This is a genomic window from Enterobacter asburiae, assembly GCF_007035645.1.
GTDB classification, from domain to species: Bacteria; Pseudomonadota; Gammaproteobacteria; order Enterobacterales; family Enterobacteriaceae; genus Enterobacter; species Enterobacter asburiae_B.
This window is the reverse complement of record NZ_AP019632.1, coordinates 3,874,765-3,900,481: the sequence shown is the minus strand read 5'-3', so window position 1 is coordinate 3,900,481 and position 25,717 is coordinate 3,874,765. Positions and strand designations below refer to the sequence as shown.

At 54.6% G+C, this 25,717-nt stretch carries 29 protein-coding genes and 3 tRNA genes; 15 read left to right on the top strand and 17 right to left on the bottom strand.

The window, feature by feature from the left end:
• Nucleotides 1-33: 33 nt before the first annotated feature.
• From FOY96_RS18640 to FOY96_RS18605, 8 genes are all read right to left on the bottom strand, one after another.
• The gene (locus tag FOY96_RS18640; RefSeq protein WP_073001066.1) at nucleotides 34-516 is read right to left on the bottom strand and encodes a YjjA family protein; all 483 of its coding nucleotides are present in this window, start codon (nucleotides 514-516) and stop codon (nucleotides 34-36) included.
• Nucleotides 517-599: 83 nt separating this feature from the next.
• Nucleotides 600-1,337, bottom strand: coding sequence for a replicative helicase loader DnaC (dnaC, locus tag FOY96_RS18635; protein ID WP_023334409.1), 738 nt, complete (start codon nucleotides 1,335-1,337; stop codon nucleotides 600-602).
• Nucleotides 1,334-1,879 (bottom strand): primosomal protein DnaT, encoded by a 546-nt coding sequence (gene dnaT, locus FOY96_RS18630; protein ID WP_029742210.1) that lies wholly within the window; start codon nucleotides 1,877-1,879, stop codon nucleotides 1,334-1,336. The genes dnaC and dnaT overlap by 4 nt, the downstream gene beginning before the upstream one ends.
• A 148-nt stretch (nucleotides 1,880-2,027) precedes the next feature.
• Nucleotides 2,028-2,456 carry an organic hydroperoxide resistance protein gene (locus FOY96_RS18625; RefSeq protein WP_023310299.1) on the bottom strand — a complete coding sequence of 143 codons (429 nt, stop codon included), beginning with the start codon at nucleotides 2,454-2,456 and terminating at the stop codon, nucleotides 2,028-2,030.
• Between the two features lie 83 nt (nucleotides 2,457-2,539).
• Nucleotides 2,540-2,992, bottom strand: coding sequence for a MarR family winged helix-turn-helix transcriptional regulator (locus tag FOY96_RS18620; RefSeq protein WP_064673267.1), 453 nt, complete (start codon nucleotides 2,990-2,992; stop codon nucleotides 2,540-2,542).
• Nucleotides 2,993-3,033: 41 nt separating this feature from the next.
• Nucleotides 3,034-3,675, bottom strand: coding sequence for a TetR/AcrR family transcriptional regulator (locus FOY96_RS18615; protein ID WP_143347560.1), 642 nt, complete (start codon nucleotides 3,673-3,675; stop codon nucleotides 3,034-3,036).
• 67 nt (nucleotides 3,676-3,742) lie between these two features.
• A complete protein-coding gene (locus FOY96_RS18610; RefSeq protein WP_023310302.1) occupies nucleotides 3,743-4,216 on the bottom strand; it encodes a threonine/serine exporter in 474 nt (157 codons plus the stop codon).
• The gene (locus FOY96_RS18605) at nucleotides 4,207-4,983 is read right to left on the bottom strand and encodes a threonine/serine exporter family protein (protein ID WP_023310303.1); all 777 of its coding nucleotides are present in this window, start codon (nucleotides 4,981-4,983) and stop codon (nucleotides 4,207-4,209) included. The genes FOY96_RS18610 and FOY96_RS18605 overlap by 10 nt, the downstream gene beginning before the upstream one ends.
• 409 nt (nucleotides 4,984-5,392) lie before the next feature.
• Here FOY96_RS18605 and FOY96_RS18600 point away from each other — a divergent pair, with 409 nt between their 5' ends.
• Nucleotides 5,393-6,130: a helix-turn-helix transcriptional regulator gene (locus FOY96_RS18600; protein WP_143347559.1), complete on the top strand. Its 738-nt coding sequence runs from the start codon at nucleotides 5,393-5,395 to the stop codon at nucleotides 6,128-6,130.
• The gene (gene bglJ / locus FOY96_RS18595; protein WP_087823449.1) at nucleotides 6,127-6,762 is read left to right on the top strand and encodes a DNA-binding transcriptional activator BglJ; all 636 of its coding nucleotides are present in this window, start codon (nucleotides 6,127-6,129) and stop codon (nucleotides 6,760-6,762) included. The genes FOY96_RS18600 and bglJ overlap by 4 nt, the downstream gene beginning before the upstream one ends.
• Nucleotides 6,763-6,800: 38 nt before the next feature.
• On the opposite strand, the gene FOY96_RS18590 is transcribed toward bglJ, so the two are convergent.
• Nucleotides 6,801-7,259 carry a YbaK/EbsC family protein gene (locus tag FOY96_RS18590; protein WP_008502085.1) on the bottom strand — a complete coding sequence of 153 codons (459 nt, stop codon included), beginning with the start codon at nucleotides 7,257-7,259 and terminating at the stop codon, nucleotides 6,801-6,803.
• 328 nt (nucleotides 7,260-7,587) lie between these two features.
• Here FOY96_RS18590 and FOY96_RS18585 point away from each other — a divergent pair, with 328 nt between their 5' ends.
• Entirely contained in the window at nucleotides 7,588-8,934 is a 1,347-nt protein-coding gene (locus tag FOY96_RS18585) for a PTS sugar transporter subunit IIC (protein ID WP_094935759.1), read from the top strand.
• 95 nt (nucleotides 8,935-9,029) lie between these two features.
• On the opposite strand, the gene fhuF is transcribed toward FOY96_RS18585, so the two are convergent.
• Complete coding sequence (gene fhuF, locus FOY96_RS18580) at nucleotides 9,030-9,818, bottom strand: siderophore-iron reductase FhuF (protein ID WP_143347558.1); 789 nt, start codon at nucleotides 9,816-9,818, stop codon at nucleotides 9,030-9,032.
• Nucleotides 9,819-9,913: 95 nt separating this feature from the next.
• Nucleotides 9,914-10,978 (bottom strand): GGDEF domain-containing protein, encoded by a 1,065-nt coding sequence (locus FOY96_RS18575; protein WP_047060227.1) that lies wholly within the window; start codon nucleotides 10,976-10,978, stop codon nucleotides 9,914-9,916.
• 215 nt (nucleotides 10,979-11,193) lie between these two features.
• Between FOY96_RS18575 and FOY96_RS18570 the strand changes: the two genes are divergently transcribed.
• Nucleotides 11,194-11,463, top strand: a complete 270-nt coding sequence (locus FOY96_RS18570) for a DUF1435 domain-containing protein (protein WP_032660829.1) — start codon at nucleotides 11,194-11,196, stop codon at nucleotides 11,461-11,463.
• A gap of 42 nt (nucleotides 11,464-11,505) precedes the next feature.
• Here FOY96_RS18570 and FOY96_RS18565 read toward each other — a convergent pair.
• The 4 genes from FOY96_RS18565 to rsmC form a co-directional block, all read right to left on the bottom strand.
• Nucleotides 11,506-11,591: transfer RNA gene (locus FOY96_RS18565), tRNA-Leu, on the bottom strand.
• 33 nt (nucleotides 11,592-11,624) lie between these two features.
• Nucleotides 11,625-11,711 (bottom strand) — tRNA-Leu (locus FOY96_RS18560).
• A 28-nt stretch (nucleotides 11,712-11,739) separates the two neighbouring features.
• A tRNA-Leu gene (locus tag FOY96_RS18555) sits at nucleotides 11,740-11,826 on the bottom strand.
• A 172-nt stretch (nucleotides 11,827-11,998) separates the two neighbouring features.
• Nucleotides 11,999-13,027, bottom strand: a complete 1,029-nt coding sequence (rsmC, locus tag FOY96_RS18550) for a 16S rRNA (guanine(1207)-N(2))-methyltransferase RsmC (protein WP_029740018.1) — start codon at nucleotides 13,025-13,027, stop codon at nucleotides 11,999-12,001.
• 102 nt (nucleotides 13,028-13,129) lie between these two features.
• On the opposite strand from rsmC, the gene FOY96_RS18545 reads away from it, so the two are divergent.
• The 8 genes from FOY96_RS18545 to FOY96_RS18510 all read left to right on the top strand — a co-directional run bounded on the left by FOY96_RS18545 (nucleotide 13,130) and on the right by FOY96_RS18510 (nucleotide 19,491).
• A complete protein-coding gene (locus tag FOY96_RS18545) occupies nucleotides 13,130-13,543 on the top strand; it encodes a DNA polymerase III subunit psi (RefSeq protein ID WP_033144572.1) in 414 nt (137 codons plus the stop codon).
• Entirely contained in the window at nucleotides 13,512-13,955 is a 444-nt protein-coding gene (rimI, locus tag FOY96_RS18540; RefSeq protein ID WP_033144573.1) for a ribosomal protein S18-alanine N-acetyltransferase, read from the top strand. Before FOY96_RS18545 ends, rimI begins: the two co-directional genes overlap by 32 nt.
• Before the next feature lie 19 nt (nucleotides 13,956-13,974).
• Nucleotides 13,975-14,652, top strand: a complete 678-nt coding sequence (gene yjjG, locus FOY96_RS18535; protein ID WP_039260913.1) for a pyrimidine 5'-nucleotidase — start codon at nucleotides 13,975-13,977, stop codon at nucleotides 14,650-14,652.
• Nucleotides 14,653-14,743: 91 nt separating this feature from the next.
• Entirely contained in the window at nucleotides 14,744-16,333 is a 1,590-nt protein-coding gene (gene prfC, locus FOY96_RS18530; RefSeq protein WP_087823447.1) for a peptide chain release factor 3, read from the top strand.
• Nucleotides 16,334-16,632: 299 nt separating this feature from the next.
• Nucleotides 16,633-17,250, top strand: a complete 618-nt coding sequence (osmY, locus tag FOY96_RS18525) for a molecular chaperone OsmY (protein WP_069303640.1) — start codon at nucleotides 16,633-16,635, stop codon at nucleotides 17,248-17,250.
• Nucleotides 17,251-17,377: 127 nt separating this feature from the next.
• Nucleotides 17,378-17,539: a DUF1328 domain-containing protein gene (locus tag FOY96_RS18520; protein WP_003856556.1), complete on the top strand. Its 162-nt coding sequence runs from the start codon at nucleotides 17,378-17,380 to the stop codon at nucleotides 17,537-17,539.
• Nucleotides 17,540-17,659: 120 nt separating this feature from the next.
• On the top strand, nucleotides 17,660-18,712 hold the full coding sequence (locus FOY96_RS18515) for a patatin-like phospholipase family protein (protein WP_048979045.1): 1,053 nt from the start codon (nucleotides 17,660-17,662) through the stop codon (nucleotides 18,710-18,712).
• Nucleotides 18,709-19,491, top strand: coding sequence for a TatD family hydrolase (locus FOY96_RS18510; protein WP_143347557.1), 783 nt, complete (start codon nucleotides 18,709-18,711; stop codon nucleotides 19,489-19,491). Before FOY96_RS18515 ends, FOY96_RS18510 begins: the two co-directional genes overlap by 4 nt.
• Here the strand turns inward: FOY96_RS18510 and FOY96_RS18505 are convergent.
• Both FOY96_RS18505 and FOY96_RS18500 read right to left on the bottom strand, forming a co-directional pair.
• Nucleotides 19,486-20,346 carry a YjjW family glycine radical enzyme activase gene (locus tag FOY96_RS18505; protein WP_143347556.1) on the bottom strand — a complete coding sequence of 287 codons (861 nt, stop codon included), beginning with the start codon at nucleotides 20,344-20,346 and terminating at the stop codon, nucleotides 19,486-19,488. The genes FOY96_RS18510 and FOY96_RS18505 overlap by 6 nt on opposite strands.
• Nucleotides 20,321-21,868 (bottom strand): YjjI family glycine radical enzyme, encoded by a 1,548-nt coding sequence (locus tag FOY96_RS18500; RefSeq protein WP_143347555.1) that lies wholly within the window; start codon nucleotides 21,866-21,868, stop codon nucleotides 20,321-20,323. The genes FOY96_RS18505 and FOY96_RS18500 overlap by 26 nt, the downstream gene beginning before the upstream one ends.
• Nucleotides 21,869-22,130: 262 nt before the next feature.
• Between FOY96_RS18500 and deoC the strand changes: the two genes are divergently transcribed.
• The 3 genes from deoC (at nucleotide 22,131) to deoB (ending at nucleotide 25,619) form a co-directional block, all read left to right on the top strand.
• Complete coding sequence (deoC, locus tag FOY96_RS18495; protein ID WP_023310320.1) at nucleotides 22,131-22,910, top strand: deoxyribose-phosphate aldolase; 780 nt, start codon at nucleotides 22,131-22,133, stop codon at nucleotides 22,908-22,910.
• A gap of 109 nt (nucleotides 22,911-23,019) precedes the next feature.
• Entirely contained in the window at nucleotides 23,020-24,342 is a 1,323-nt protein-coding gene (gene deoA, locus FOY96_RS18490) for a thymidine phosphorylase (RefSeq protein WP_143347554.1), read from the top strand.
• Nucleotides 24,343-24,395: 53 nt separating this feature from the next.
• Nucleotides 24,396-25,619, top strand: a complete 1,224-nt coding sequence (gene deoB, locus FOY96_RS18485) for a phosphopentomutase (protein ID WP_033144579.1) — start codon at nucleotides 24,396-24,398, stop codon at nucleotides 25,617-25,619.
• Nucleotides 25,620-25,717: the final 98 nt, after the last annotated feature.

Sequence of the window (25,717 nt, the reverse complement as noted above, 5' to 3'; positions counted from 1 at the left end):
AACGCGGCGTGTTGTGGCAGAAAATGGGGTAGATCAGGAGATGAAATTAACGCCTTGTTTCAGCACCAGATCGCAGGCTTTGGTTTTCACCTGTTTTGCCAGAGAAGAGTTGCCGAGGGTGCTCAGGTTAAGCTGCTGCCCGTTTTGCGCGTTAAGCAGGCCCTGAATGCCGTCCATATAGTTGGTGTCCGCTTTTTGCTCCTGGGTATCCAGACCCAGTTTACCCAGCACCTGGTTTTTCACGTTTTGCGCGTCGGTCACGGAGGCCAGCTTTTGCTTCGCGCAATATTCCAGAATCCCCGCCGCGTTGTTCATCGTGCCTGCGCTAAGGCTCTGAGAGCTGTTGCCCAGCAGGCTGGTGAGGGAAGAGGCGGAGAGTCCACCCTGAGAGCTGCTGCTCTCTTTGGTCAGCTCATTTGCCGCGCTTGACAGGGACTCCTGCCAGGACGCCGCTTGCGCTGCGCCGGTCACCAGCAGCGCGCCTAAAAAGGTGCTGATTAGAATCTGTTTTTTCATCATGGCTCTCTCAAAAAGGTCCGTTTTGGGCCGAAGGGGTTCCAGTATATACCTGTGCCCAGGCGGCGATTCCTGGAACTGTCTTAATACTCTTTGCCGGTAACGCGGCTGCGGTAACTTTCCCAGTCGAAGATGACATAAAGACTATTACCCAGCTTCATGCGGTCCATGACGCGTTCACCCAGTAAGCGGGTCATCTCGTCGATATTGTGGTTCGTCAGCATGCCGGTGGGGCGTTTGGACGAGGAGCGGCGGTCGACAATCTGGTTGATGATCACTTTTTCATAGCGGGATTCTGTCTGAACGCCAATCTCGTCGATGACTAGTAAATCGACATTGCTCAGATCGTTGAGCAATTGCTCTTCGCTGGTTTCGCGGTTGCTGAAGGTGTCTTTCATCGCGGACATGATATCGGCCACGGTGATGATAAGAACCGATTTACCCCGCAGAAGCAGCTCGTTGCAGATGGCGGCTGCAAGGTGGTTTTTTCCGGTACCCGGCTTGCCGCTAAAGATGAAGCTGGCGATATTGCCGTCGAATTCATCCACGTACTGACGGGCGGCGGCAAGGGCGTTCATTTGTCCGTTGGTTTCGACTTTATAGTTATCGAACGAGCAGTTCTGGTGCAGGGGACGGATACCGGAACGGTTAAAGGTGCGCTGCATTTTCATCGCCCGGTTTTCCCTGGCGAGCGCGGCGGCGCGGATCTCACCTTGCTCTTTTTGCCACGCCAGCAGCTCTTCACCCGTGGTGAAAGCGGGCTTCACGTTGGCAGGCATCATTTTTTGCAGACGTTTCATCAGGTCGCCGACGTTCTTCATTTCGCACCTCGGAATCCGCTGGGGATCTGTTTATCCGGTTCGGAAAACGCGTTGATATCGCGTTTGGGCTGGCCGTTGTTGCCGGCGCGGGTAATTTGAAGATGACGCGCGAGCTTTTGCTGCCATTGAATATGGGTGAAGACTTTACCTTCCGCCTGCCACCAGGCGGTAAACGCGGCGAGCTCTTCCGCGGTGGCCGGCTGGGTTAGCGCAATGCCCCACAGCGCGGCCTGCCGCTGAAAATCCGCATCCGGCTGCCAGCCCGCGTACAGGGCAAATTTTCCCATCGGAACGGTCACGGGGACGTTAACCGGTTCATCAAAGAACTGGTTGTCCAGCGTGATATCGCTCGCCGGGCGTGACAGTTGCGCTTCAATCTCCAGAAGCTGTGCCAGGCGTTCCGGCGTGATTGCGTAGAACGCCGGCGCGTTGTCGGCAAAAACCGCAACCGTGCCGCCTTCGGCATGGGTCAACACACCGCGTGGGTCGCGCATAAAGGCATCAATGCCAGCAATGCTGGTGGTCAGAATTCTGGAGGACATAACGCTTACTCTACTGATTACTACGGGCGTGATATGGGCTTATGGTAGCACAGAGAGAGGAAAGGGAAGGAGGGGATTTCCCCGGTGGCGCTGCGCTTACCGGGGCTACGGTCGTAGGCCTGAAAAGCGCAGCGCCATCAGGTATTTATCACGCGATGATGTTCAGGGTCACGTCGATGTTGCCGCGGGTCGCGTTAGAGTACGGGCAAACAATGTGCGCCGCATCGACCAGCTTTTTAGCTTCCGCAGGATCCATACCCTCAACGTGGATGTTCAGTTTTGCTTCGATACCAAAACCGGTTGGCAGCGGGCCAATACCCACTTCGCCTTCAATAAAGGCATCTTTTGGCAGGGTAAATTTGTCGCGTGCAGCCACGAACTTCATCGCGCCCAGGAAGCAGGCAGAATAGCCCGCAGCAAACAGCTGCTCAGGGTTCGTTACTTCTCCGCCCATGCCGCCCATCTCTTTTGGCACGCCCAGTTTTACGTCCAGTACGCCATCGGAAGAGGTCGCGCGGCCGTCACGGCCACCGGTTGCTTTTGCTTTGGCGGTATACACTACTTTTTCTAAAGACATGGCAGGTTCCTCATCTTGCTTTAATGTGTGCTATTAAATAGCGTGCGATATATATGGGTGATAATCACGCGTAAAGTATAGCTTTACGCGCGGTGTAGCTGTTGTCGCAAAAGTTCGAGCTGCTGTTTGAGCGCCAGCAAAGTGTCGGTATCACACTGCGCTGCGCAACCCACCGCATGGGGAATACCCAATGCCTGCTGCTGAAGTTCACGTCCCGCTTCACTCAGGGTGACGGCGACCTGACGTTCGTCTTTGCGCGAACGGTGACGGTTGATTAACCCACCGTTTTCCAGCCGTTTTAACAGCGGCGTCAGGGTTGCAGAGTCCAGAAACAGGCGTTCGCCGATGTCCGACACCGTGACGTCATCCTGCTCCCACAGTACCAGCATCACCAGATATTGCGGGTAAGTCAGGTTCAGCGGTGCCAGCAGTTGCCGGTACAGCTTATTAAGCGCCAGATTTGCCGAATAGAGAGCAAAGCAGAGCTGGTTATCCAGCTTGAGCGCAGCGGTTGCGTCGTTCGTTTTCGCGTTCATGAGATCAATATAGGTAGTGTGCGATTTAATTGCAAGCAATTTTATGGGCAGGTGTAGCGGAGCGCCACCTGAACGGCCATTTTGCGGTAGTGCTGGCGCTGAGCCTGTTCGTCCGCCCCATCTTCAAACAGGAGCGTGAAGGTGTAGCTGTTGGCAACGTAATGAAAGCTGAAGCTGCTTATCAGGCGGTGAAGATCGCGGGCGTCAACCGTCTGGCTGAAGAGCTGCTTTTCTTTGCCCCGGTGCAGGATGCCCTCCAGCAGGTCGAGCGCGCTACGGTTGACCTGGCGAAGATAGCTCGACTGCTGCATAAAGCGGCCCCGCTGCATGTTTTCCATGCAGATAATCCGGATGTAGTCCGGGTGGTCGGCATGATAGTCAAAGGTGGCTTCAACCAGGTTGACCAGCGCTTCGACGGGGGGCATTCCCGCCAGGCTTAGCGCTTTTTCACTGGCGCGAATCTGGGTGTAAACATGTTCCAGAATCAGCAGATAGAGATTCTCTTTATTCTTAAAATGATAAACCACCATGCGTTTGGTGGTACCCGCTTTCTCCGCGATCTGCTCCATGCGGGCACCGTTCAATCCATACTCGGCAAAAAGCGCGATGGCGCTCTGAAAAATTTTCTCTTTCAGGCTGGATTCTTCGCCGTGCTCGGGGTGTTCGCTGCCAGGGTTAGCCACATCCTTTCCTTATTTTCACCAAACGGACCAGAAGGATTATCTCCATGGCAGCGAAATAACACAAATATCAAACGCGTGGGCGTTTGCGGTACAGCCACAACCCGGGGATCGACAGCCCGATAGAGAGCGCGCCGACGATGGACGAGGCCTTAAGAAAGTTGCTCAGGAGAAGGATCATCTGAGGCTCGGTGTAGCCAAAGTGGCTGATTTTCACCGCGGAAATCATCGCCGTATAGGCAGATATGCCGGGGAACATTGGGATCACGGCGGCGACGGTGAACACCTTGGGATGCGCCAGATACCAGCGCGACCACTGAATGCCGATACTGCCAACCAGCATGGAGGCCATAAATGTCGACCATTCGATGTTAAATCCTGCGGTCATCATCACCATTCGCGAGCCATGACCAATCGCGCCCAGCAGCGCACACCACCGCAGAGCGCGTTGCGGAACGTTAAACACCATCGCAAAGCCGACGGCAGGAATGGCGGCCAGAAGCATGTCCTGTGCCAGCGCCAGCAGAAAATCTATCACGCCCATCCGCGTAACCCCCAGAGTGTCATGGCCATCACAACGCCGATGCAGGTCGCCAGCGTCAGCAGGCTGGCAATAGCCCAGCGTGCCAGACCGGTATTGATGTGTCCTTTAAACATGTCGGCAACGGCGTTGATCAACGGAAAGCCCGGAACAAGCAGAAGCACGCTGGCGGCCATGGCAATCGTCGGGGTAGTGGCAAACTGCGGCAGGCGCAGCAGCAGGCCGGAAACCGTGGTGGCGACAAACGCGGTAATGCAGAAGTTAATTTGCGGATGCAGCTGCCGGTGCGTCAGCAGCTGGCGAACATACATGGCGATACTGCTGGCGAAAAAGGTGACGATCGCGCCGTCCCAGCCGCCTTTGTTGAGCTTACAAAAGCAGGCGCAAGACAGCCCTACCATCACCACGACAAGCCAGCGCGGATAACGCAATGGCTTAATTTGGCTGAACCGTTTTTCAATCTCCCGAAGATCGAGAAGCTTATGTTCAGCAAGGATGACGATGTGCTGCACTTCGGTCACGACGTGCATGTTAATGCCGCGGTCATGGTTTTTACGGGTGGAGGTCAGGCACTGGCCGTCTTTGATCGTGGTCAGCACGATGGCGTTAGATGAAATAGCGCTTTCAACGCTATCCATACCCAGCGCCAGTCCCAGCCGGGTGGAAAGCTCCTCAACCAGCGCGCTTTCCGCGCCGTGCTGGAGCAGAAAAAGACCGCACTGAATACATAGCCGCGTGATAGCACGCTGCGTTGACCGATCTGCCTGCATGTATTGTCCTGAAGAAGGTGGAAAGTTGCCGGTTGGCCCATAGCGATTACTTTTAGCACAAAGTGCAGTGTCTCTTGCTGTGGGCCAGATCAAGGTTTATGCAAACAGTTGCAGCGCCTAAGTGCGGAAGGGGTTGGGATTAATTCATCATTCTGGTGAATTATAATTATTGAAAGATAAGTTATATATATTTAGTTATTCTAATTTTATATTGTAGTTATTTTAATGACACTGCAATTAAATTTAATTTCGCTTTGTGAGATATTACTGCTGTTTAGGTATTTCTTAAACTAAGAAAACATCTCATCTTCTGCTTGTATTAACCTGCTTTACACTCAGGGACGAAAATACTCATACGTTGATGCATTTTAACGTTACTCATCACATGAAGAATGGACACGGAGGGTCTATGTTGTCTTTGCACGGTAAGCATAGCGTTATCATTAGCCGGATACCGGTCATGCAAAACGGGTTGGGGGGCGTAATGACTCGCCATTTCCCCGATTTTGAATTGACCTATTGCAGCTCATTGCAGGAGTTAACACTGCTCCAGCTACGCCGCGCTGACGTCATCATTGCCGATATTACAGGCGAATACTGGAATCCTCGGGGCGCGCTCGAAGAGTATTTCAATTTATTGAATCAATACCGGAACATTCACTGGATCTTTTTAGTTTCGCGGCCGCTTAACCCTATTGCCGTTGAGCTACTTGTGCGCCCGGAAAGTACGTTGCTTTCTGATATGGAACCCATTGAAGGCCTGGTTAACGCTATTCGGGCAGGTAGCGAACGCGCAGAGCGGGTAAGCCAGACGTTGTTAGCCCCTGAACCTCAAAGTACGGAGGACGAAGACGAAAACGTTATTGCCCTTACGCACTCCGAACGCAAAGTTTTGCGACTGTTAGGTAAAGGATGGGGGATTAACCAAATCGCCTCATTGCTTAAGAAAAGCAATAAAACCGTCAGTGCGCAGAAAAACAGTGCGATGCGACGGCTGTCATTACGCAGTAATGCCGATATGTACGCCTGGATAAACAGTACACAGGGAATGCGAGAGCTGAGTTTGATGTCAGCCTATGGAGAGTTCGAGGAATGGAAAAAACCGATTCAACAAGACATATCGCCATCGTCGAAAATTGCACGATGAGTGCTGTTGGGCTACAGCATCTTTTTGCGATGCCCGGACTGAATCATTATCAGCTGCATCTGTTTAGTGAATTTGACAGCTTTCAGAAAGCACTTCAGCACATCAATTTTTTCTCGCTGATCTATTCATATTCCGATGCGCGAGAAGAGCGTCGTAGCTGCCTGGCGCACCTGCGGGATTTTGCGTTTACGCATGGCCATATCCAGCGCATTATCCTGGTCGCTGATGAGATGGAAGCAAGATTGATTAGCCATCTTTCCCCGTCACGCCTTCACGGTGTGGTCAGTAAATCGCTGAAGCTTGAGCTCCTGCAGAAGGAACTCATGGTGTTGCTGAGCGAAACCCTGCGCATCAATGACAATATGATGAATCACTGGTACCAGAGTCAAAGCAGAATGTTAAGCCCAACGGAACGGGCAATATTGCGTTATATGTCTTGTGGCTATTCCATTCCTCAAATCGCGGCACAGCTTGAACGCAATATTAAGACCATCCGGGCGCATAAGTTTAATGCGATGGTCAAGCTGGGGGTGAACTCTGACGTAGGGCTGCTCGATGCGGCGGATATTATTACCCATCTTTCAGCAAGAGAACCGCGAAGTTCGATACTCAGCAAGCCGACTTTTTTATAACCTGTCTGTTGCGCGCCAGACAGGTTCTGGCGCATCAATCAGATGCAAACATCAACCCATTTTGCGGAAGTCAGCTCTGCCATTCTGTCAGGTGAAATACGCACGGCACTGTGAATTGCGCCTGCTGCGGGCAGAACTTCGGCGTACTGCTTTAATGAGATATCGCAGTAAACCGCGAGCGGGTTTTCAAGGCCGAACGGGCACACGCCGCCAACGGGGTGACCTGTGATGGTCACCACTTCATCACTGCTGAGCATGCGCGCTTTTGCACCAAACGTATCTTTCAGCTTTTTGTTATCCAGGCGCGCATCGCCTTTCGCCACCACCAGTATCACCTCATTTTTCACCTTTAATGACAAGGTCTTGGCGATTTGCCCCGGTTCAACACGATGGGCGGCAGCAGCCAACGCAACGGTAGCGGTACTCTGACTAAGTTCAATGACGTCTATATCCGGCGCGTTGTCGGCAAAAAACTGCTGTACAGACTGCAAACTCATTGTTTCCTCCTGACAAATATCCTGCGTAATCTGTCATAAGAATTTATGCTCTGTAAATATCTCTTCAGTAACAAATATCCCGAACGGCTGATTTCTGGATCCTCTTCACAATCACGGAAACCGGTTACAGTAACCGGTTGCAGAGCGTGATGCGTCGATTAATACTGAGTACGTAACGTCCCCTGTATCCAATAATAAGAGCAAATTATGAAACCATTCCGTCTGAGCAGTACCACTGGTACACAAGCCAGCAAGGTTGTGAAGGTGATTTATGGAACAACGTGCGGCGCAAATGCGCCCGTAACAAACGTCTGACAGGAGATCTGCCATGTCTGCCAACCATGCTGCGTTTAACCTGATATTCCGTTTTGTTGAAAATTACGTGAGCCCGATTGCCGGGCGGATCTCTTCCCAGCGTCATGTCATGGCTATCCGTGATGGGTTTATCTCTGCGATGCCATTTATGATTGTGGGTTCGTTTCTGTTAGTGTTCGCATACCCACCGTTTTCGCCGGATACCACCTGGGGTTTCGCCCGAGCCTGGCTGGATATGGCGAAGCAGTTTGAAGGCCAGATCCTGACGCCGTTTGATATGACGATGGGCATTATGTCCATCTATATCTGTGCGGCCATCGCCTATAACCTTGGCAAACATTATGTCAAATCACACCAGTTAGACCCGTTTATGTGCGCCATGCTGTCGCTGATGGCGTTTCTGCTGGTCGCGGCACCGAAAACCAAAGGCACGCTGCCTGTCGATAGCCTGGGTGGGACGGGCATTTTTACCGCGATTCTGGTGGCGATCTACTGCGTTGAGATGATGCGTTTTCTCAAGGCGCATAACATCGGTATTCGCCTGCCAGACCAGGTCCCTCCGATGATCAAAAACTCGTTTGATCTGCTGATTCCGGTACTGGTAGTGGTGTTAACGCTCTATCCTCTCAGCCTGTTCATTCAGTCTCAGTTCGGCATGCTGATCCCGCAGGCCATTATGTCGGTCTTTAAACCTCTGGTTTCCGCAGCGGATTCCCTGCCTGCGATCCTGCTGGCCGTGTTGATTGGCCATCTGCTGTGGTTCGCCGGTATCCACGGCGCCGCCATCGTCTCCGGGATGCTGCAGATGTTCTGGCTGACCAACCTGGGTGCGAACCAGACCGCGCTGGCCGCCAGCCAGCCTCTGCCGCATATTTTTATGGAGGCGTTCTGGACGTTCTTTATCGTAATTGGCGGGTCGGGCGCCACGATGGGGCTGGTGATTTGCTATCTGCGTAGCCGTTCAGCGCATTTACGCTCTATCGGGCGTTTGAGCGTGGTACCCAGCTTCTTCAACATCAATGAACCCGTTATCTTCGGTACGCCAATCGTGATGAACCCGGTGTTCTTTATTCCGTTCCTGCTGGCACCGATGGTAAATGCCGTGCTGGCCTGGGCGGCGATGACGTTTGACCTGATTGGCCGCGTCATCTCAGTGGTTCCCTGGACGGCACCGGCGCCAATAGGCGCAGCGTGGGCTCTGGGCTGGGATTTCCGCGCGGCTATTCTGGTTGTGGTCCTGGCCTGCGTATCGGCAATCATCTACTTCCCGTTCTTCAAAGTGTACGAGAAACAGCTGCTGGAGCAGGAAGCGGAAGAAGCACAGCGTAACGCGGAAGAGGACAATCAGCAGGTGGCTTAGGTTAAAGCAAAACGGCAACTCAGGTTGCCGTTTTTAGTGTTTGTTCCCTCTCCCTGTGGGAGAGGGGCAGGGTGAGGGCATCAGGCCGTGGCCGATTATTTCAGCGTGCAATCCCCGCACTGCTTAACGTCTGGCAGGCGATAGCGCTGGCAGCATGTGCGGCGAACCAGAAGCCCATCACGGAGCACGACGGTACGGAATAACGGGTTGTCACGGCCATCGGAAAGCTGTTTTGCAAAGAAACAGGACTGACGCAGGGCATCAACGTTCTCATCACCAAGCAGAGGCTTCATTTCCGTTAAATACCAGTGGATTAAATAGCCCGTATTGCTCCAGATAAGCTTCGCGTTAATTTCTCCCGTCGCTTCAAGCGCGTCCACGACCGGGATCAGGGCCTGGGTGATAAGCTGCTCCATGCGTTCCTGAGCCGTCAGGCGTTCCGCGTTCTGGTCTTCGTGCAGATCAATCCAGAAACAGGCTGCGCGCCCGGTTTCGTGAAACTCGACGTGGAAATTATCCGGCGAAAGTTCCAGCATGCTCTTCTGGGTTAACAGCGCCAGCATGAGGGGAGGCACCATCAGGCCGATATACCACTGCGCCCAAAGAGAGAGCAGTGGTTTATTTTCCCGCGTAAGAGTGGGCTGATTGCGATAGATATGGTCGGAATAGGTGGCCAGCAGCGACTGCAGTTTTGTCGGTTGACGCCACTCTGAGAGCGTCATGGCGTGGTTCGGGTGCGCTTCATCAAGGCGGATAAAATCCAGCAGGTGGGCGCGCGTCTCCGCAATCTTATCCCGTATGGCATCAGCAAGCGAAGCATTCCCGCTGGTGAGGGGCGCTCGCCAGAGGAGGGGCTCGACGATGTATGCGGTATGCGTAGCCATAGTATAGATAGAAATCTAAATGATAATGATTGCCAATCCTAACTATTGCTCATATCAATGGCAAGACTTTTGTCTTTAAGACACCGCCGTGATGTTTATGCCGTCTGCAGCTCTTCACTTAACAGAATGTTATTGCGCCCCATATGCTTTGCTTCGTAGAGGGCTTTGTCCGCTTTTTCCAGCGCGCCTTCCACGTCTTCATCCTCGAAAATGGCAATACCAATGCTGATGGTGACGTTTGTCGCGACACTCTCGTTAAACAGATGCGGGATTTTCAAATCGTAGACTTTCTGACGGATCCGCTCGGCCGTCTGGCGAGCATGTTCGAGTGAAATATTGGTCAGCAGCACCATGAACTCTTCTCCGCCAAAACGCGCCACAATATCGCGAGAACGCACGGCGTCGCGGATTGCCGCAGAGACGCGCTTCAGCGCCTGATCCCCCATCATATGGCCATAGTGATCGTTATAGGCTTTGAAGTGATCGATATCCATCAGCAGGACAAAGTGCTCGCCATTTTCTACCGTCGGCAGGTTCTCCAGACGGCTTTGCAGACCGCGACGATTATAGAGCCCGGTAAGCGGGTCCATCATGCTGAGATCGGTAAGGGTTTCTCGCTCTTCCAACAGGCGCGAGAGCAATTCCTGAGCGAAACGGTCGTTACGCGTTTGCAAAATGTTATGAATAGCAATTGCCACCACAGGAAGTGCGAAAGAATAGGTCATTCTCAGCCATATATCGTGATCGCTTAGCCACAGGCAGACAATAAAGGTGGGCAATGAGTGCAGCGTAAATGCTTTGATATTACTCGCGAATGCCAGCGTTCCGATAAAAAGTACCGTTAATAGAGCGATTAACAAATACGTCGCGTGGTCGTGGGTAATTAAGGCGAATTTAGACTCAATTTGCCAGGCCCACAAAATACCGAAGATCCCTGAAACAACGGGAATATTTATCTTCCGCGCGCGCTTTCTCCAGTGCCAGACGAACAGGCCGGTGCTGATGGAGAAAATAGCAATAAGTGGGGCAGATAACAGGCGTACAGAATTGAGCGGATTTGTTACCGAGAACACTGCCGAGGTTGCGTTCAGAAATAAAAATAAACGTAACGACAATTGATATTTTCTGTGAACCAAAGACCGCCAGGATTGTGATGTCATAGTCGTGCGTTTTTATTAAAATTTAATTAAAACAAATAAGTAGGTGCTGTTTCGCAATAAAACATGCAAAAAACTCAAAGAGTAATTATCAGAAAATCTTTAGATGTTGTTAACAGGTGTGCAATTTATCACCTTAGGCAATTCCTGTCATTACGGGAAAGGTAAAGGTCGATGGATTTTGATTCATTCAGCTGACAAATGATAATGTGTGTCATATGATATTGGTTATCATTATCGTTGTGAGAGGGCAGATCATGTTGAACAGGGCGCTTGGCAGTGGTTGGGGGGTATTGCTACCGGGAGCGATTCTCGGCGGGTTGATGTTTGCCGATCTCTCCCTTGATACCTGGAAAGCGATCATTGTGTCAGGACTGTTAGTCACGTCAGGCATGATCTGGCATAAGCAGCTTCGCCACTTTGTTTTACTGCCATCATGCGTAGCACTGGTCAGTGGAATTCTGGTGATACTGATGAGTTTGAAATAACAGGGAAAAACAAGGGGAACTTCAGAAGGGATGTAAGATAATTGGTGCGAGGGGGGGGACTCGAACCCCCACATCCTAAGGACACTAACACCTGAAGCTAGCGCGTCTACCAATTCCGCCACCTTCGCACAGTCATCTTACTATTGTTGATATCGCCTCGTTGGTGCGAGGGGGGGGACTCGAACCCCCACATCCGTAAGGACACTAACACCTGAAGCTAGCGCGTCTACCAATTCCGCCACCTTCGCCCAGTGCGAGCAATATCATTGTGATTTATGGTGCGAGGGGGGGGACTCGAACCCCCACATCCGTAAGGACACTAACACCTGAAGCTAGCGCGTCTACCAATTCCGCCACCTTCGCATACCATCGATACTGTAAAAGTATCGTAACCACGGAGGCGCATTCTAGATGTTTTCAGCTTTACGTCAACAGAAAAGTGCGCGCGACGCCTTGATTGCTGCAAAAATGGCCGATGCAGGCGCCATGCGGAGCCGGATGGCGCTTGCGCTTATCCGGCCTGCTGGAGCGGAGATTACTTTTTGGCCTGGCGCGTCATGACGGTACGGTAGACCTTAAAGCGGCCGGTCTGGGCGATCACTTCGTGGAAGCCGAAGGTTTCGTCCAGCACTTTCGGGTACGCCAGGAAGGCGTTCGCGACAATACGCAGCTCGCCGCCGCTGTTCAGATGACGGGTTGCGCCGCGGATCAGCGTTTGTGCCGCTTCAAGGCTGGTCTCCATACCGTCGTGGAACGGCGGGTTGGAGATAATCATGTCGAAGCGACCGGTGACGTCGGAGAAGACGTTGCTGGCAATCACCTCGCCTTCAATGCCGTTTGCGGCAAGCGTTGCGCGGCTGGCTTCAACAGCCGGGGCGCTCACGTCACAGAGGGTTAAGCGCACTTTGGGTGAATGGCTGGCAAGCACGGTAGAGAGCACGCCCGCGCCGCAGCCGACGTCCAGCACTTTGCCTTTGGTGTGCGGCGTCAGGGTGGAGAGCAGCAGCTTGCTGCCCGTATCCAGCGCGTCGCGGCTGAATACGCCCGGCAGGGTTTTGATGGTCAGGCCGTCAAGCTGGTACTCGTCCCAGTATGCCTGTGGATCGAACGTTGTCTGTTTTTCCAGACGGCCATGATACAGACCACAGCGGCGTGCGCTGTCGACTTTATTCAGCGGTGCGTAGCCTTCCAGCATCTGTTCAGCGCTACGCACGCCGCTGCGGTTCTCACCCACCACGAAAATATCGCAGCCTACCGGCAGCAGGGAGAGCAGGTTCATCAGCTGGAACTGGGCTTCAGGCTTGTTCTTCGGCCAGTAGTAAATCAGCGTATCGCAGTCGGCAATATCGCTCTGCTCCGCCACCAGGCTAAAGCGCGCGCGCTCGCCCATCTGGCGGCTCAGCACCTGCCAGTGGTGGTAGTATTGGGTGTGGGCACGGCTTTCAGCACAGTCGAAACGCGCAGGCAGGTCATCCTGCATATCTCCGGCAAACAGAATACGGCTTTCTTCGAAATCATCACTGTGACGCAGCAAGACTTCACTTGCCGGGGTAAATGCAGACATGAATTGTTCCTCAATAAACTCAGGCGGGGATTATAGTAGGTAGATGGCGCACTTTCGACACATTTGCTATATTTGCGCGCCTGAGAGACAGGAGTTTTCCCTATGACATCCCGACGAGACTGGCAGTTGCAGCAGCTGGGCATTACCCAGTGGGCTTTGCGTCGCCCGACGGCGTTGCAGGGCGAAATCGCCATTTCCATCCCTGCGCACGTACGCCTGGTGATGGTGGCGGAAGAACTGCCTGCCCTGAATGAACCCCTGATCGATGATGTCCTTCGCAGCCTGAAGATGACGGCCGACCAGGTTTTACAGCTGACGCCAGAGCGTGTCGCGATGCTTCCTCCTGATAGCCGCTGTAACAGCTGGCGTATCGGAGAGACAAACGAGATCCCCCTCCAGGGGAGCCAGATCTGCTCGCCAGCGCTGGACGAACTGAAAGCCAACCCAAAAGCGCGCAGCGCGCTATGGCAACAAATCTGCGAATATGAACACGATTTCTTCCCTCACGACGCCTGACCTGACCACAGCGTTTGCGATTGAAACACGCGCCCACGCGTTTCCGTGGAGCGAAAAAACCTTCGCCAGCAATCAGGGCGAACGGTATCTGAACTTCCGTCTGGACGTTGACGGCACCATGGCCGCCTTCGCGATCACGCAGGTTGTTCTTGATGAAGCGACGCTGTTTAATATTGCGGTTGATCCCGCGTTCCAGCGCCGTGGGCTGGGAAGAGAACTGCTCGAGCACCTCATTCGCGAGCTCGAAACCCGTGACGTTTTCACCCTGTGGCTGGAGGTGCGCGCATCGAATGTCGCCGCCATCGCGCTCTATGAAAGCTTAGGCTTTAACGAGGCGACGGTCCGCCGTAACTACTACCCCACCGCAGAGGGACGTGAAGACGCCATCATAATGGCTCTGCCGATTGGATAACGAATATAAGGTTGTAACGATGAAATGGGACTGGATTTTCTTTGATGCCGACGAAACGCTGTTTACGTTTGACTCGTTCGGCGGCCTGCAGCGGATGTTTCTCGACTATAGCGTGACCTTCACCGCTGAAGATTTTCAGGACTATCAGGCGGTAAACAAGCCGCTGTGGGTGGATTACCAGAACGGTGCCATCACCGCGTTACAGCTTCAGCACCAGCGTTTTGACGTCTGGGCGGAACGCTTAAAGGTCAGTCCGGGAACGCTGAATGATGCCTTCCTGAACGCGATGGCCGATATCTGTGCGCCACTGCCGGGTGCGGTTTCCCTGCTGAATGCGTTGAAAGGCAAGGTCAAACTGGGGATCATCACCAACGGTTTTACTGCCCTGCAGCAGATCCGCCTCGAGCGTACCGGCCTGCGCGATCATTTCGACGCGCTGGTGATCTCCGAAGAGGTGGGCGTACCTAAACCGGATCCGCGTATTTTCGACTACGCGCTGGCCCAGGCCGGTCATCCTGACCGCGATCGCGTCCTGATGGTGGGTGATACGGCAGAGTCAGATATCCTGGGCGGCATGAAGTCAGGTTTGTCGACCGTCTGGCTCAACGCGCATGGCCGCGTGAAGCCTGAAGGCATCGAGCCGACCTGGACCGTGACGTCGTTGAACGAACTGGAGCAACTCCTGTGTAAACAATGATTGCCTGCCCCCCATTGATGGGTAAAATAGCCGCAATTTTGTATTCCATGATGCGTGGCGTGCTGCCGCGCTTATAAAAGAAGATTTAATTATGACGTTGTCTCCTTATCTGCAAGAGGTGGCCAAGCGCCGCACTTTTGCCATTATCTCGCACCCGGATGCCGGTAAAACGACCATCACTGAGAAGGTGTTGCTGTTCGGACAGGCGATCCAGACTGCCGGTACCGTTAAAGGCCGTGGCTCCAGCCAGCATGCAAAATCTGACTGGATGGAGATGGAAAAGCAGCGTGGTATTTCGATTACCACCTCCGTGATGCAGTTCCCGTATCACGACTGCCTCGTGAACCTGCTGGACACCCCGGGCCACGAAGACTTCTCCGAAGATACCTACCGTACCCTGACGGCGGTGGACTGCTGTCTGATGGTGATCGACGCCGCGAAAGGTGTAGAAGACCGGACCCGTAAGCTGATGGAAGTCACCCGTCTGCGCGATACGCCGATCCTCACCTTTATGAACAAACTCGACCGTGACATCCGTGACCCGATGGAGGTGATGGACGAAGTGGAAAGCGAGCTGAAAATCGCCTGTGCGCCAATCACCTGGCCAATTGGCTGCGGTAAGCTGTTCAAAGGGGTGTATCACCTCTATAAAGACGAAACCTACCTGTATCAGACCGGTAAAGGCCACACCATTCAGGAAGTTCGCGTGGTGAAAGGTCTGGATAACCCTGAGCTGGACGCGGCAGTCGGCGAAGAGCTGGCCGCGCAGCTGCGCGACGAGCTGGAGCTGGTGAAGGGGGCGTCTCACGAGTTCGATAAAGAGCTGTTCCTGAGCGGTGAAATCACCCCGGTCTTCTTCGGTACCGCGCTGGGTAACTTCGGCGTTGACCACATGCTGGACGGTCTGGTGGAGTGGGCGCCGCGTCCGATGCCGCGTAAAACCGACACCCGTGAAGTGGAAGCGAAGGAAGAGAAATTCACCGGCTTCGTGTTCAAAATTCAGGCCAACATGGACCCGAAACACCGCGACCGCGTGGCCTTTATGCGCGTGGTGTCCGGTAAGTATGAAAAGGGCATGAAGCTGCGCCAGGTGCGTACCGGGAAAGACGTGGTGATCTCCGATGCGCTGACCTTTATGGCGGGCGACCGTTCGCACGTTGAAGAGGCGTATCCGGGCGACATCATCGGTCTGCACAACCACGGCACGATTCAGATCGGCGATACCTTCACCCAGGGTGAAATGATGAAGTTCACCGGTATTCCGAACTTCGCACCGGAGCTGTTCCGTCGCATTCGTCTGCGCGATCCGCTGAAGCAGAAACAGCTGCTGAAAGGCCTGGTTCAGCTCTCCGAAGAGGGCGCCGTGCAGGTGTTCCGCCCAATCGCGAACAACGACCTGATCGTGGGTGCGGTCGGCGTGCTGCAGTTCGACGTGGTTGTTGCGCGTCTGAAGAGCGAGTACAACGTGGAAGCGATTTACGAGTCTGTGAACGTCGCGACCGCGCGCTGGGTTGAGTGTTCTGACGTGAAGAAATTCGAAGAATTTAAGCGTAAGAACGAAATTCAGCTGGCGCTGGATGGCGGCGATAACCTGACCTATATCGCGCCAACCATGGTGAACCTGAACCTGACGCAGGAACGTTACCCTGACGTTCAGTTCCGTAAAACCCGCGAGCACTAATCCCCTCTCAGAGCACGGCTGCCGCCGTGCTCTTCTTTAATTCCTGTCTTATTAATCCCTTGCGGAATGTTCTTAATTCAACGCAATTTCACGCTATTCGCGCGTTTTTTACCCAATTCTGAAAGCGGCTCTGTGAGAGTGATCTATATTTAACTCAGTGTTTAACACCGGGCGTGGATAAATTAACTGTTCAATGCATGACTTTAGGTTATCCATTTTGCCCGTGTGTTTATTCGCAATATATAAAACTACTAAGGAAGTATGTAGCCCGAATAACGGGTAAACACAGGAATAGATCGATGAATATGACAAGACTGAAGATTTCGAAAACTCTGCTGGCTGTAACCCTGGGTAGCGTTCTGATGAGCGGTTCCGCTCTGGCGGAAAGCAGCACAATGGATAAAGCCCAGTCCACGGCCGATACCGCAGGGCAAAAAATCGATAGCTCTATGAATAAAGTCGGCAACTTCATGGACGACAGCTCAATCACAGCAAAAGTGAAAGCCGCACTGGTGGATGATGAAGCCATCAAAAGTACCGATATTTCCGTTAAGACCGACAAGAAAGTGGTCACGCTGAGCGGCTTCGTGGAAAGCCAGGCTCAGGCCGAACAGGCGGTGAAAGTCGCGAAAGGCGTTGAAGGCGTTGCGTCCGTCAGCGATAAGCTGCACGTACGTGACGGTAAAAACGCGTCGGTGAAAGGTTATGCCGGTGATGCAGCCACCACCAGCGAAATCAAAGCTAAACTTTTAGCAGATGACATCGTGCCGTCCCGCAAGGTGAAAGTGGAAACCACCGATGGTGTGGTTCAGCTCTCCGGTACGGTAGATTCGCAGGCGCAAAGTGAACGCGCCGAGTCCATCGCGAAAGCGATTGACGGTGTGAAAAGCGTTAAAAACGATCTGAAAACGAAGTAAATCTGGACCATTCGCCCGTCTGGTTAAAACCTGCGGGCGAAATAAGAACGACTCTGGAAAAACGCCGGTGAGTGACCTGAGCGCTCACGTTTAGCGGCCGACATTAACTATGGTAAAGGAGAAGCTTATGTTTCGTTGGGGCATTATATTTCTGGTTATCGCGTTAATTGCCGCCGCATTGGGCTTTGGTGGACTGGCAGGTACAGCGGCATGGGCAGCTAAAATTGTCTTCGTTGTGGGTATTATTCTGTTCCTGGTCAGCCTGTTTACGGGTCGTAGACGTCCGTAGCAAACGCAATATTCCTTCAACAAAAAAAAGCCAGTCACTGTGACTGGCTTTTTCTTATTTGCGTAACAGGTCGGGTGCGTTACTGTGGTGTTATAAAATAATCAAAACAGGAAAGCAGAGGTGGGGCAACGAATTCCCGTTACGCTCGGCAATATTGCGCCGCTGACGTTAAAGCCGTTTCGCGCAGGACAACTCGCACTGGTTTGCGAGGGGGGAGGGCAGCGCGGCATTTTCACCGCCGGCGTGCTGGATGAATTTATGCGCGCGCAGTTCAACCCGTTTGACCTTTACTTCGGCACCTCTGCCGGGGCGCAGAACCTCTCTGCCTATGTGTGTAACCAGCCCGGCTACGCGCGAAAGGTCATCATGCGCTACACCACGGCGAAAGAATTTTTTAATCCGGTGCGCTTTGTGCGCGGCGGCAACCTGATCGATCTTGACTGGCTGCTGGAATCGACCTCCAGCCAGATGCCGCTGGCCATGGATACCGCTGCCCGTCTGTTTGATAGCGGCAAAGAGTTCTGGATGTGCGCCAGCCGGGGCGATGACTATTCGCCGGGCTATTTTTCTCCTCAGAAGGAGAACTGGCTGGACATCATCCGCGCCTCCAGCGCGATCCCCGGCTTTTATCGTACCGGTGCCCTGCTGGACGGCATTAGCTATCTGGACGGGGGGATCAGTGACGCGGTGCCGGTGCAGGAAGCCGCCCGGCGCGGGGCGAAAACCATTGTGGTGATCCGTACCGTACCGTCGCAAATGTATTACACGCCCCAGTGGTTCAAACGGATGGAGCGCTGGTTGGGCGACAGCAGCCTGCAGCCGCTGGTGAACATCGCGAAGCAGCATGAAACCACCTACGGCGCGATGCAGCGCTTCATTGAAAAACCGCCGGGCAAGCTGCGTATTTTTGAAATCTATCCGCCTAAGCCGCTGCTGAGCATGGCCCTGGGCAGCCGCGTCCCTGCGCTGCGCATGGATTACAAAACGGGGCGGCTGTGCGGGCGCTATTTCCTGGCGACGGTGGGGAAAATGCTGGCGGAGCAACCGCCGCTTCATCGCCATAAACGCATTATTTTGCCGCCTGCGATTGTCGCCAACGACGCCCTGACGATGCCGCTGGTGGATATTCCGCAGGCGAATGACGCTTTACTGGATAACGAGGATCTGGCGTGACGCTCCGCTTTGTCGATACCCACTGCCACTTTGATTTTCCGCCATTTACGGGGGATGAAGCGCAAAGCATAGCGAAAGCAGCTGAGGCAGGGGTTCAGGCCATCATTGTGCCGGCAGTGGAAGCGGCCTATTTTTCCCGGGTGTTGGATCTTTCCATGCGGCACCCAGCGCTCTATGCCGCGCTCGGCCTGCATCCGATTGTGATTGAACGGCATCTTGATGAGCACATTGAGAGGCTTGATGAGATAGTGCAGACCGCAGGAGACAAACTTGTCGCCATCGGTGAGATTGGCCTCGACCTTTATCGCGAGGATCCGCAGTTTGAGCGCCAGCAGACGATCCTCGACGCGCAGCTCAGGCTGGCGAAGCGCCACGATCTGCCGGTGATCCTCCACTCAAGACGCACGCACGATAAGCTGGCGATGCACCTGAAACGCATCGATCTGCCGCGAAAGGGGGTCGTGCACGGTTTCTCCGGCAGCCTGCAGCAGGCGCAGCGTTTTATTGAACTGGGCTATAAAATCGGCGTCGGTGGCACCATCACCTATCCGCGCGCCAGTAAAACCCGGGACGTGATGGCACAGCTGCCGCTGTCGGCGCTTCTGCTGGAAACCGACGCGCCGGATATGCCGCTGAATGGTTTTCAGGGCCAGCCGAATCGCCCGGAACAGGCGGCGCGCGTGTTCACCACCCTGTGTGAACTGCGAAAAGAGCCTGAAGAGGTGATTGCCGATGCGCTGCTGGAAAATACCCGTTCGGTATTTGGCATCACGCTATAGGTAAAGTGCCGGACGAATCACCGTTATCTTCTGTTTTTCCAGCGCCCGCGCCAGCGGTTCAACGTCCTCGGGCGTGGCGCTGCGCCATGAGGCCGCCTCACCGTAAACGCCCTGCGCATGAAACGCGTTGATGCGTACCGGAACATTTCCAAGCCCGTGGATAAAGGTCGTTAGCGGTTTGAGATGTTCCAGATAATCACACTGCTCCGGAATCACCAGCAGGCGGAGTTCCGTCAAACGGTGACGATCTGCCAGCCAGCGGATGCTCTGCTTAATCTGTGGGTTTTCGCGCCCGGTCAGGAAGCGGTGATGCTCGTTTCCCCACGCCTTCAGATCCATCATTGCGCCATCCAGTACCGGCAGCAGCTTTTGCCAGCCGGTTTCGCCTAACAGACCGTTGCTGTCTACCAGGCAGGTGAGGTGGCGCAGGGCGGGATCGGCTTTGATCGTGGTGAACAGAGCAATCAAAAACGGCAATTGCGTTGTGGCTTCGCCGCCGCTGACGGTGATCCCTTCGATAAACGGTGCGGATTTGCGGACCTGAGTGAGGATCTCTTCCACGCTGAAGCGGTGCGCCATAGGCGTTGCCTGCAGCTGGCACAGGTGCAGGCAGGTGTCGCACTGCTGGCAGTCACTCTCCTGCCACCAGACGCGTCCGGCCTGAATCGTCAGCGCGTCGTGCGGGCAGTGGGGCACGCAGTCCCCGCAGTCGTTGCAGCGGCCGATCGTCCACGGGTTGTGGCAGGTTTTACAGCGCAGGTTGCAGCCCTGCAGGAACAGCGCCAGGCGGCTGCCCGGCCCGTCCACGCAGGAAAAAGGAATGACCTGACTAACTAAAGCGCATCTGCTGTTCATGGCTAACCACGCGCGGCTGACGTTCCAGAATACGGGTATTGCGTGCGGCCTCTTCCCCCAGCCACGTGGTATTGGTGCGCGATCCGGCTTCCCGGTATTTCTCCAGATCCGACAAGCGAACCATGTAGCCGGTCACGCGGACCAGATCGTTACCCGCTACGTTGGCGGTAAATTCACGCATACCGGCCCTGAACGCGCCCAGGCAAAGCTGAACCACCGCCTGCGGGTTGCGTTTGACCGTCTCCTCCAGGGTGAGAATATCGCTGATTCCGGAGTGATAGTGTTTGTGATGCGGCGCAACGGCCAGCAGATGGCTGATGGGATCCGGCTCGTCGCCGTAAGGCAGGCGCGCGCCCGGCGTGGTGCCCGAATCGGAACTGATCCCCGACTGCGCGTGAAGCATCGCGCGATGCTTCCAGCCGTGCTTCACCGGCGTGCTTTCAACGAACGCCGCGAGCTGCTCGCTGATGCGATAGCCCAGCGCGTTGGCCTGTTCATCCTTTCCGTAGCGTCCCGCTATTCCTGCTTTCTCACAGAGCGCGTTGACCGCTTCCGCCAGGCCGTACATGCCAAACATGGGTACAAACCGTTCCGCATCAATCAGCCCCTCTTTTACCAGGAAGCTATTCTCAAAGAAGCCAGATTGCTCGTAAAGGAAACCGCAGCGTGCATCGATGATGGCAATTTGCTGCTGGCAGTAGTGCGGGAGCGTGCGGGTGAAGAAGTCGTCAATGGATGCGCTGCGTTCAGCAATGGCTTTGAGGTTAAGGCGCACCAGAGTGCTGCCACCGCCTGCAAGCGGCAGGGAGTTGTAACAGCTCACCACGCCGTAACGGCCTTTTGTGAAAATTTTATCATTCATCGGGCCATTAGAAATATGCGGTTTGCTGCATTCACAAATGTTTTTCGCCACCTCAAGCAGCAAATCATGTGGGGTGATATCGGGATCGTAGATAAAGGTCAGGTTCGGCGCGACCTGCTTCAGCTCTGCATCGGCACGCAGAATGGCGCGCGTGACTGGCGTATCTTCAGGCCCAATGTTTGCGTGCATAAACGCATCCGGCAGCGTACGGTCGAGATAACGCCAGAAACGTTTTATTCGGCTATCGATCTCTTCTTGTGTTAGAATTCTAACATATGGGGTTAATATCGCATCAAGCTGACCGAGATAGACCGGCATCGATGTGACGGACGGAACATGATGGTAGAGGATGGTTAACAGCGAGAGGGCATCGTCAAGATCTTTCGCGCCTTCCAGCTCCAGCCACGCTGAACCGTTAGCCAGAAATTTTGCGTAATCCGGCAGAACGTAACGGGGTTTGTAAGGCGCATGGCCTTCGAACATGTCGCAGATAACCCCCTCGTCCAGTGCGGCTCGTGCGGCCTCAGGAAGTGCCGGGTAAGGCAGGTTGTTTTCCGCTTCCAGCGCCAGAAAATGACGTTTTTGTTCCGGGGTTAACACCGGGCTTGTCACAATGTGCTGGCAACGTTGTTGCAGGGCGTCGGGGCTGGAGTGGGGCATAGTCGCTTCCTTGAGTGTTCTGCGGATGATGAACGGATTGTAGGAAGCCAGCCTGTCGGGGCTTTTGATCCGACAGGGGGTATCGCTGCTTTAGTCAGCAATTTACGCGCTAAAGTTTGAAGAAGATCTCATTACAGTAATGCAAATTTGTATGCAGTTTTCATTAACTGTGATGAATGTCGAAGTGTGGATGCGGGTGAATGTTAGAATACTCACAGACCCGCAAGGTAAAATTTATACGGCACTGCCGTTGGAGAATGTTATGACCGATTTAACTGCAAGCAGCCTGCGCGCGTTGAAACTGATGGACCTGACCACCCTGAACGATGACGACACCAATGAAAAAGTCATCGCCCTGTGCCATCAGGCGAAAACGCCGGTGGGTAACACCGCAGCCATCTGTATCTACCCGCGCTTTATCCCGATTGCCCGTAAGACGCTGAAAGAGCAGGGTACGCCGGATGTGCGCATTGCAACCGTAACTAACTTCCCGCATGGCAACGACGATATCGAGATCGCGCTGGCAGAAACCCGCGCGGCGATTGCTTACGGCGCAGACGAAGTTGACGTGGTGTTCCCGTACCGCGCGCTGATCGCCGGTAACGAGCAGGTCGGTTTTGACCTGGTGAAAGCCTGTAAAGACGCGTGCGCGGCGGCAAATGTGCTGCTGAAAGTGATCATCGAAACCGGCGAGCTGAAAGAAGAGGCGCTGATTCGTAAGGCATCTGAAATCTCCATCAAAGCCGGTGCGGATTTCATTAAAACCTCTACCGGTAAAGTGCCGGTGAATGCGACCCCGGAAAGCGCGCGCATCATGATGGAAGTGATCCGCGACATGGGCGTATCCAAAACCGTTGGTTTCAAACCTGCGGGCGGCGTGCGTACTGCTGAAGACGCGCAGCAGTTCCTGGCGATTGCCGACGAACTGTTTGGCGCCGACTGGGCCGATTCCCGTCACTACCGCTTCGGTGCGTCCAGCCTGCTGGCCAGCCTGCTGAAAGCGCTGGGTCACGGCGACGGTAAGAGCGCAAGCAGCTACTGATTGCCAGACAATGCCGGATGATGCTTCGCTCATCCGGCCGACAGGATCGTAGGGCGGGTAAGCGTAGCGCCACCCGCCACAACTCCCCCGATTCCGCATGGAGGTTACCGTGTTTCTCGCACAAGAAATTATTCGTAAAAAACGTGATGGTCATGCATTAAGCGATGAAGAGATCCGTTTCTTCATCAACGGCATTCGTGATAACACCGTCTCAGAAGGGCAGATTGCGGCTCTGGCGATGACCATTTTCTTCCACGATATGTCGATGCCTGAGCGCGTGTCGCTGACCATGGCGATGCGAGATTCAGGAACCGTTCTGGACTGGAAAAGCCTCAACCTTAACGGCCCGATCGTGGATAAACACTCCACCGGCGGCGTGGGCGACGTGACGTCTCTGATGCTCGGCCCAATGGTGGCAGCCTGCGGCGGTTACATCCCGATGATCTCCGGGCGCGGCCTGGGCCACACCGGTGGTACGCTCGACAAACTGGAAGCCATTCCGGGCTTCGATATCTTCCCGGACGACAACCGCTTCCGCGACATTATTAAAGACGTTGGTGTGGCGATTATCGGCCAGACCAGCTCTCTTGCTCCGGCAGACAAGCGTTTCTACGCGACCCGCGACATCACCGCGACCGTTGACTCCATCCCGCTGATCACCGCCTCTATCCTGGCGAAGAAACTGGCAGAAGGGCTGGACGCGCTGGTGATGGACGTGAAGGTGGGCAGCGGCGCCTTTATGCCGACCTATGAACTTTCAGCTGCGCTCGCCGAAGCGATCGTTGGCGTATCCAACGGCGCGGGCGTGCGCACCACCGCGCTGCTCACCGACATGAACCAGGTGCTGGCGTCCAGCGCCGGTAACGCCGTCGAAGTGCGTGAAGCGGTGCAGTTCCTGACCGGTGAATACCGCAACCCACGTCTGTTCGACGTCACCATGGCGCTGTGCGTGGAGATGCTGATCTCCGGCAAGCTGGCCAAAGACGATGCGGAAGCGCGCGCGAAGCTGCAGGCGGTGCTGGACAACGGCAAAGCGGCAGAGATCTTTGGCCGCATGGTTGCAGCCCAGAAAGGCCCGACCGATTTCGTCGAAAACTACGCGAAATACCTGCCAACCGCGACGCTTAGCAAAGCGGTGTATGCCGATAGCGAAGGGTATGTCTCTGCAATGGACACCCGTGCGCTGGGTATGGCAGTAGTCTCGATGGGCGGCGGCCGTCGTCAGGCGTCAGACACCATTGATTACAGCGTCGGCTTTACCGATATGGCCCGTCTGGGCGACAGCGTTGACGGTCAACGTCCGCTTGCGGTGATCCACGCGAAAGACGAAGCCAGCTGGCAGGAAGCGGCTAAAGCGGTGAAAGCGGCAATTACGCTTGACGATAAAGCGCCGGAAACCACACCGACTGTCTATCGCCGTATCACCGAATAGCGGTATACTGATCTGATCGATAATTTTTGAAGCACTACGTACGGAGAACAATTATGAAACGTGCATTTATTATGGTGCTGGACTCATTCGGCATCGGCGCAACCGAAGATGCAGAACGTTTTGGTGACGTGGGTTCCGATACCATGGGCCATATCGCGGAAGCCTGTGCAAAAGGCGAGGCGGACAACGGTCGTAAAGGCCCTCTGACTCTACCTAACCTGACCCGCCTTGGTCTGGTGAAAGCGCATGAAGGTTCTACCGGTAAAATCGCAGCCGGTATGGACGGCAACGCGGAAGTCGTGGGCGCCTACGCCTGGGCTCACGAGCTCTCCTCCGGTAAAGACACCCCGTCTGGCCACTGGGAAATCGCCGGTGTGCCGGTGCTGTTCGACTGGGGTTACTTCTCCGATCACGAGAACAGCTTCCCGCAGGAGCTGCTCGATAAGCTGGTGAAGCGTGCCAACCTGCCGGGCTACCTCGGTAACTGCCACTCTTCCGGTACCGTGATACTGGATCAGCTCGGCGAAGAGCACATGAAAACCGGCAAGCCGATTTTCTACACCTCTGCTGACTCCGTGTTCCAGATTGCGTGCCATGAAGAGACGTTTGGCCTCGATAAACTCTACGAGCTGTGCGAAATCGCCCGTGAAGAGCTGACCGAAGGCGGCTACAACATCGGCCGCGTGATCGCGCGTCCGTTCATCGGCGACAAAGCGGGTAACTTCCAGCGTACCGGTAACCGTCACGACCTGGCCGTTGAGCCACCGGCACCGACCGTACTGCAGAAGCTGGTTGAAGAGAAAGACGGCCACGTGGTTTCCGTGGGTAAAATCGCGGATATCTACGCCAACTGCGGCATCACCAAAAAAGTGAAAGCCACCGGTCTGGATGCGCTGTTCGATGCCACCATCAAAGAGATGAAAGAAGCGGGCGACAAGACCATTGTCTTCACCAACTTCGTGGACTTCGACTCCTCCTGGGGCCACCGTCGCGACGTTGCGGGCTATGCAGCGGGTCTTGAGCTGTTCGACCGCCGTCTGCCGGAGCTGATGGAGCTGGTAGGTGAAGATGACATTCTGATCCTGACCGCGGACCACGGCTGTGACCCAACCTGGACCGGTACCGACCACACCCGTGAGCACATTCCGGTGCTGGTGTACGGCCCGAAAGTGAAGCCGGGCTCGCTCGGTCACCGTGAAACCTTCGCGGACATCGGCCAGACCCTGGCGAAATACTTTGGTACGTCTGACATGGAATATGGCAAGGCCATGTTCTAAACGGATTGGGTGCGGCCTGATGCCCTCACCCCGACCCTCTCCCACAGGGAGAGGGAGAACAGAATGTAGGCCGGGTCAGGCGTAGCCGCCACCCGGCA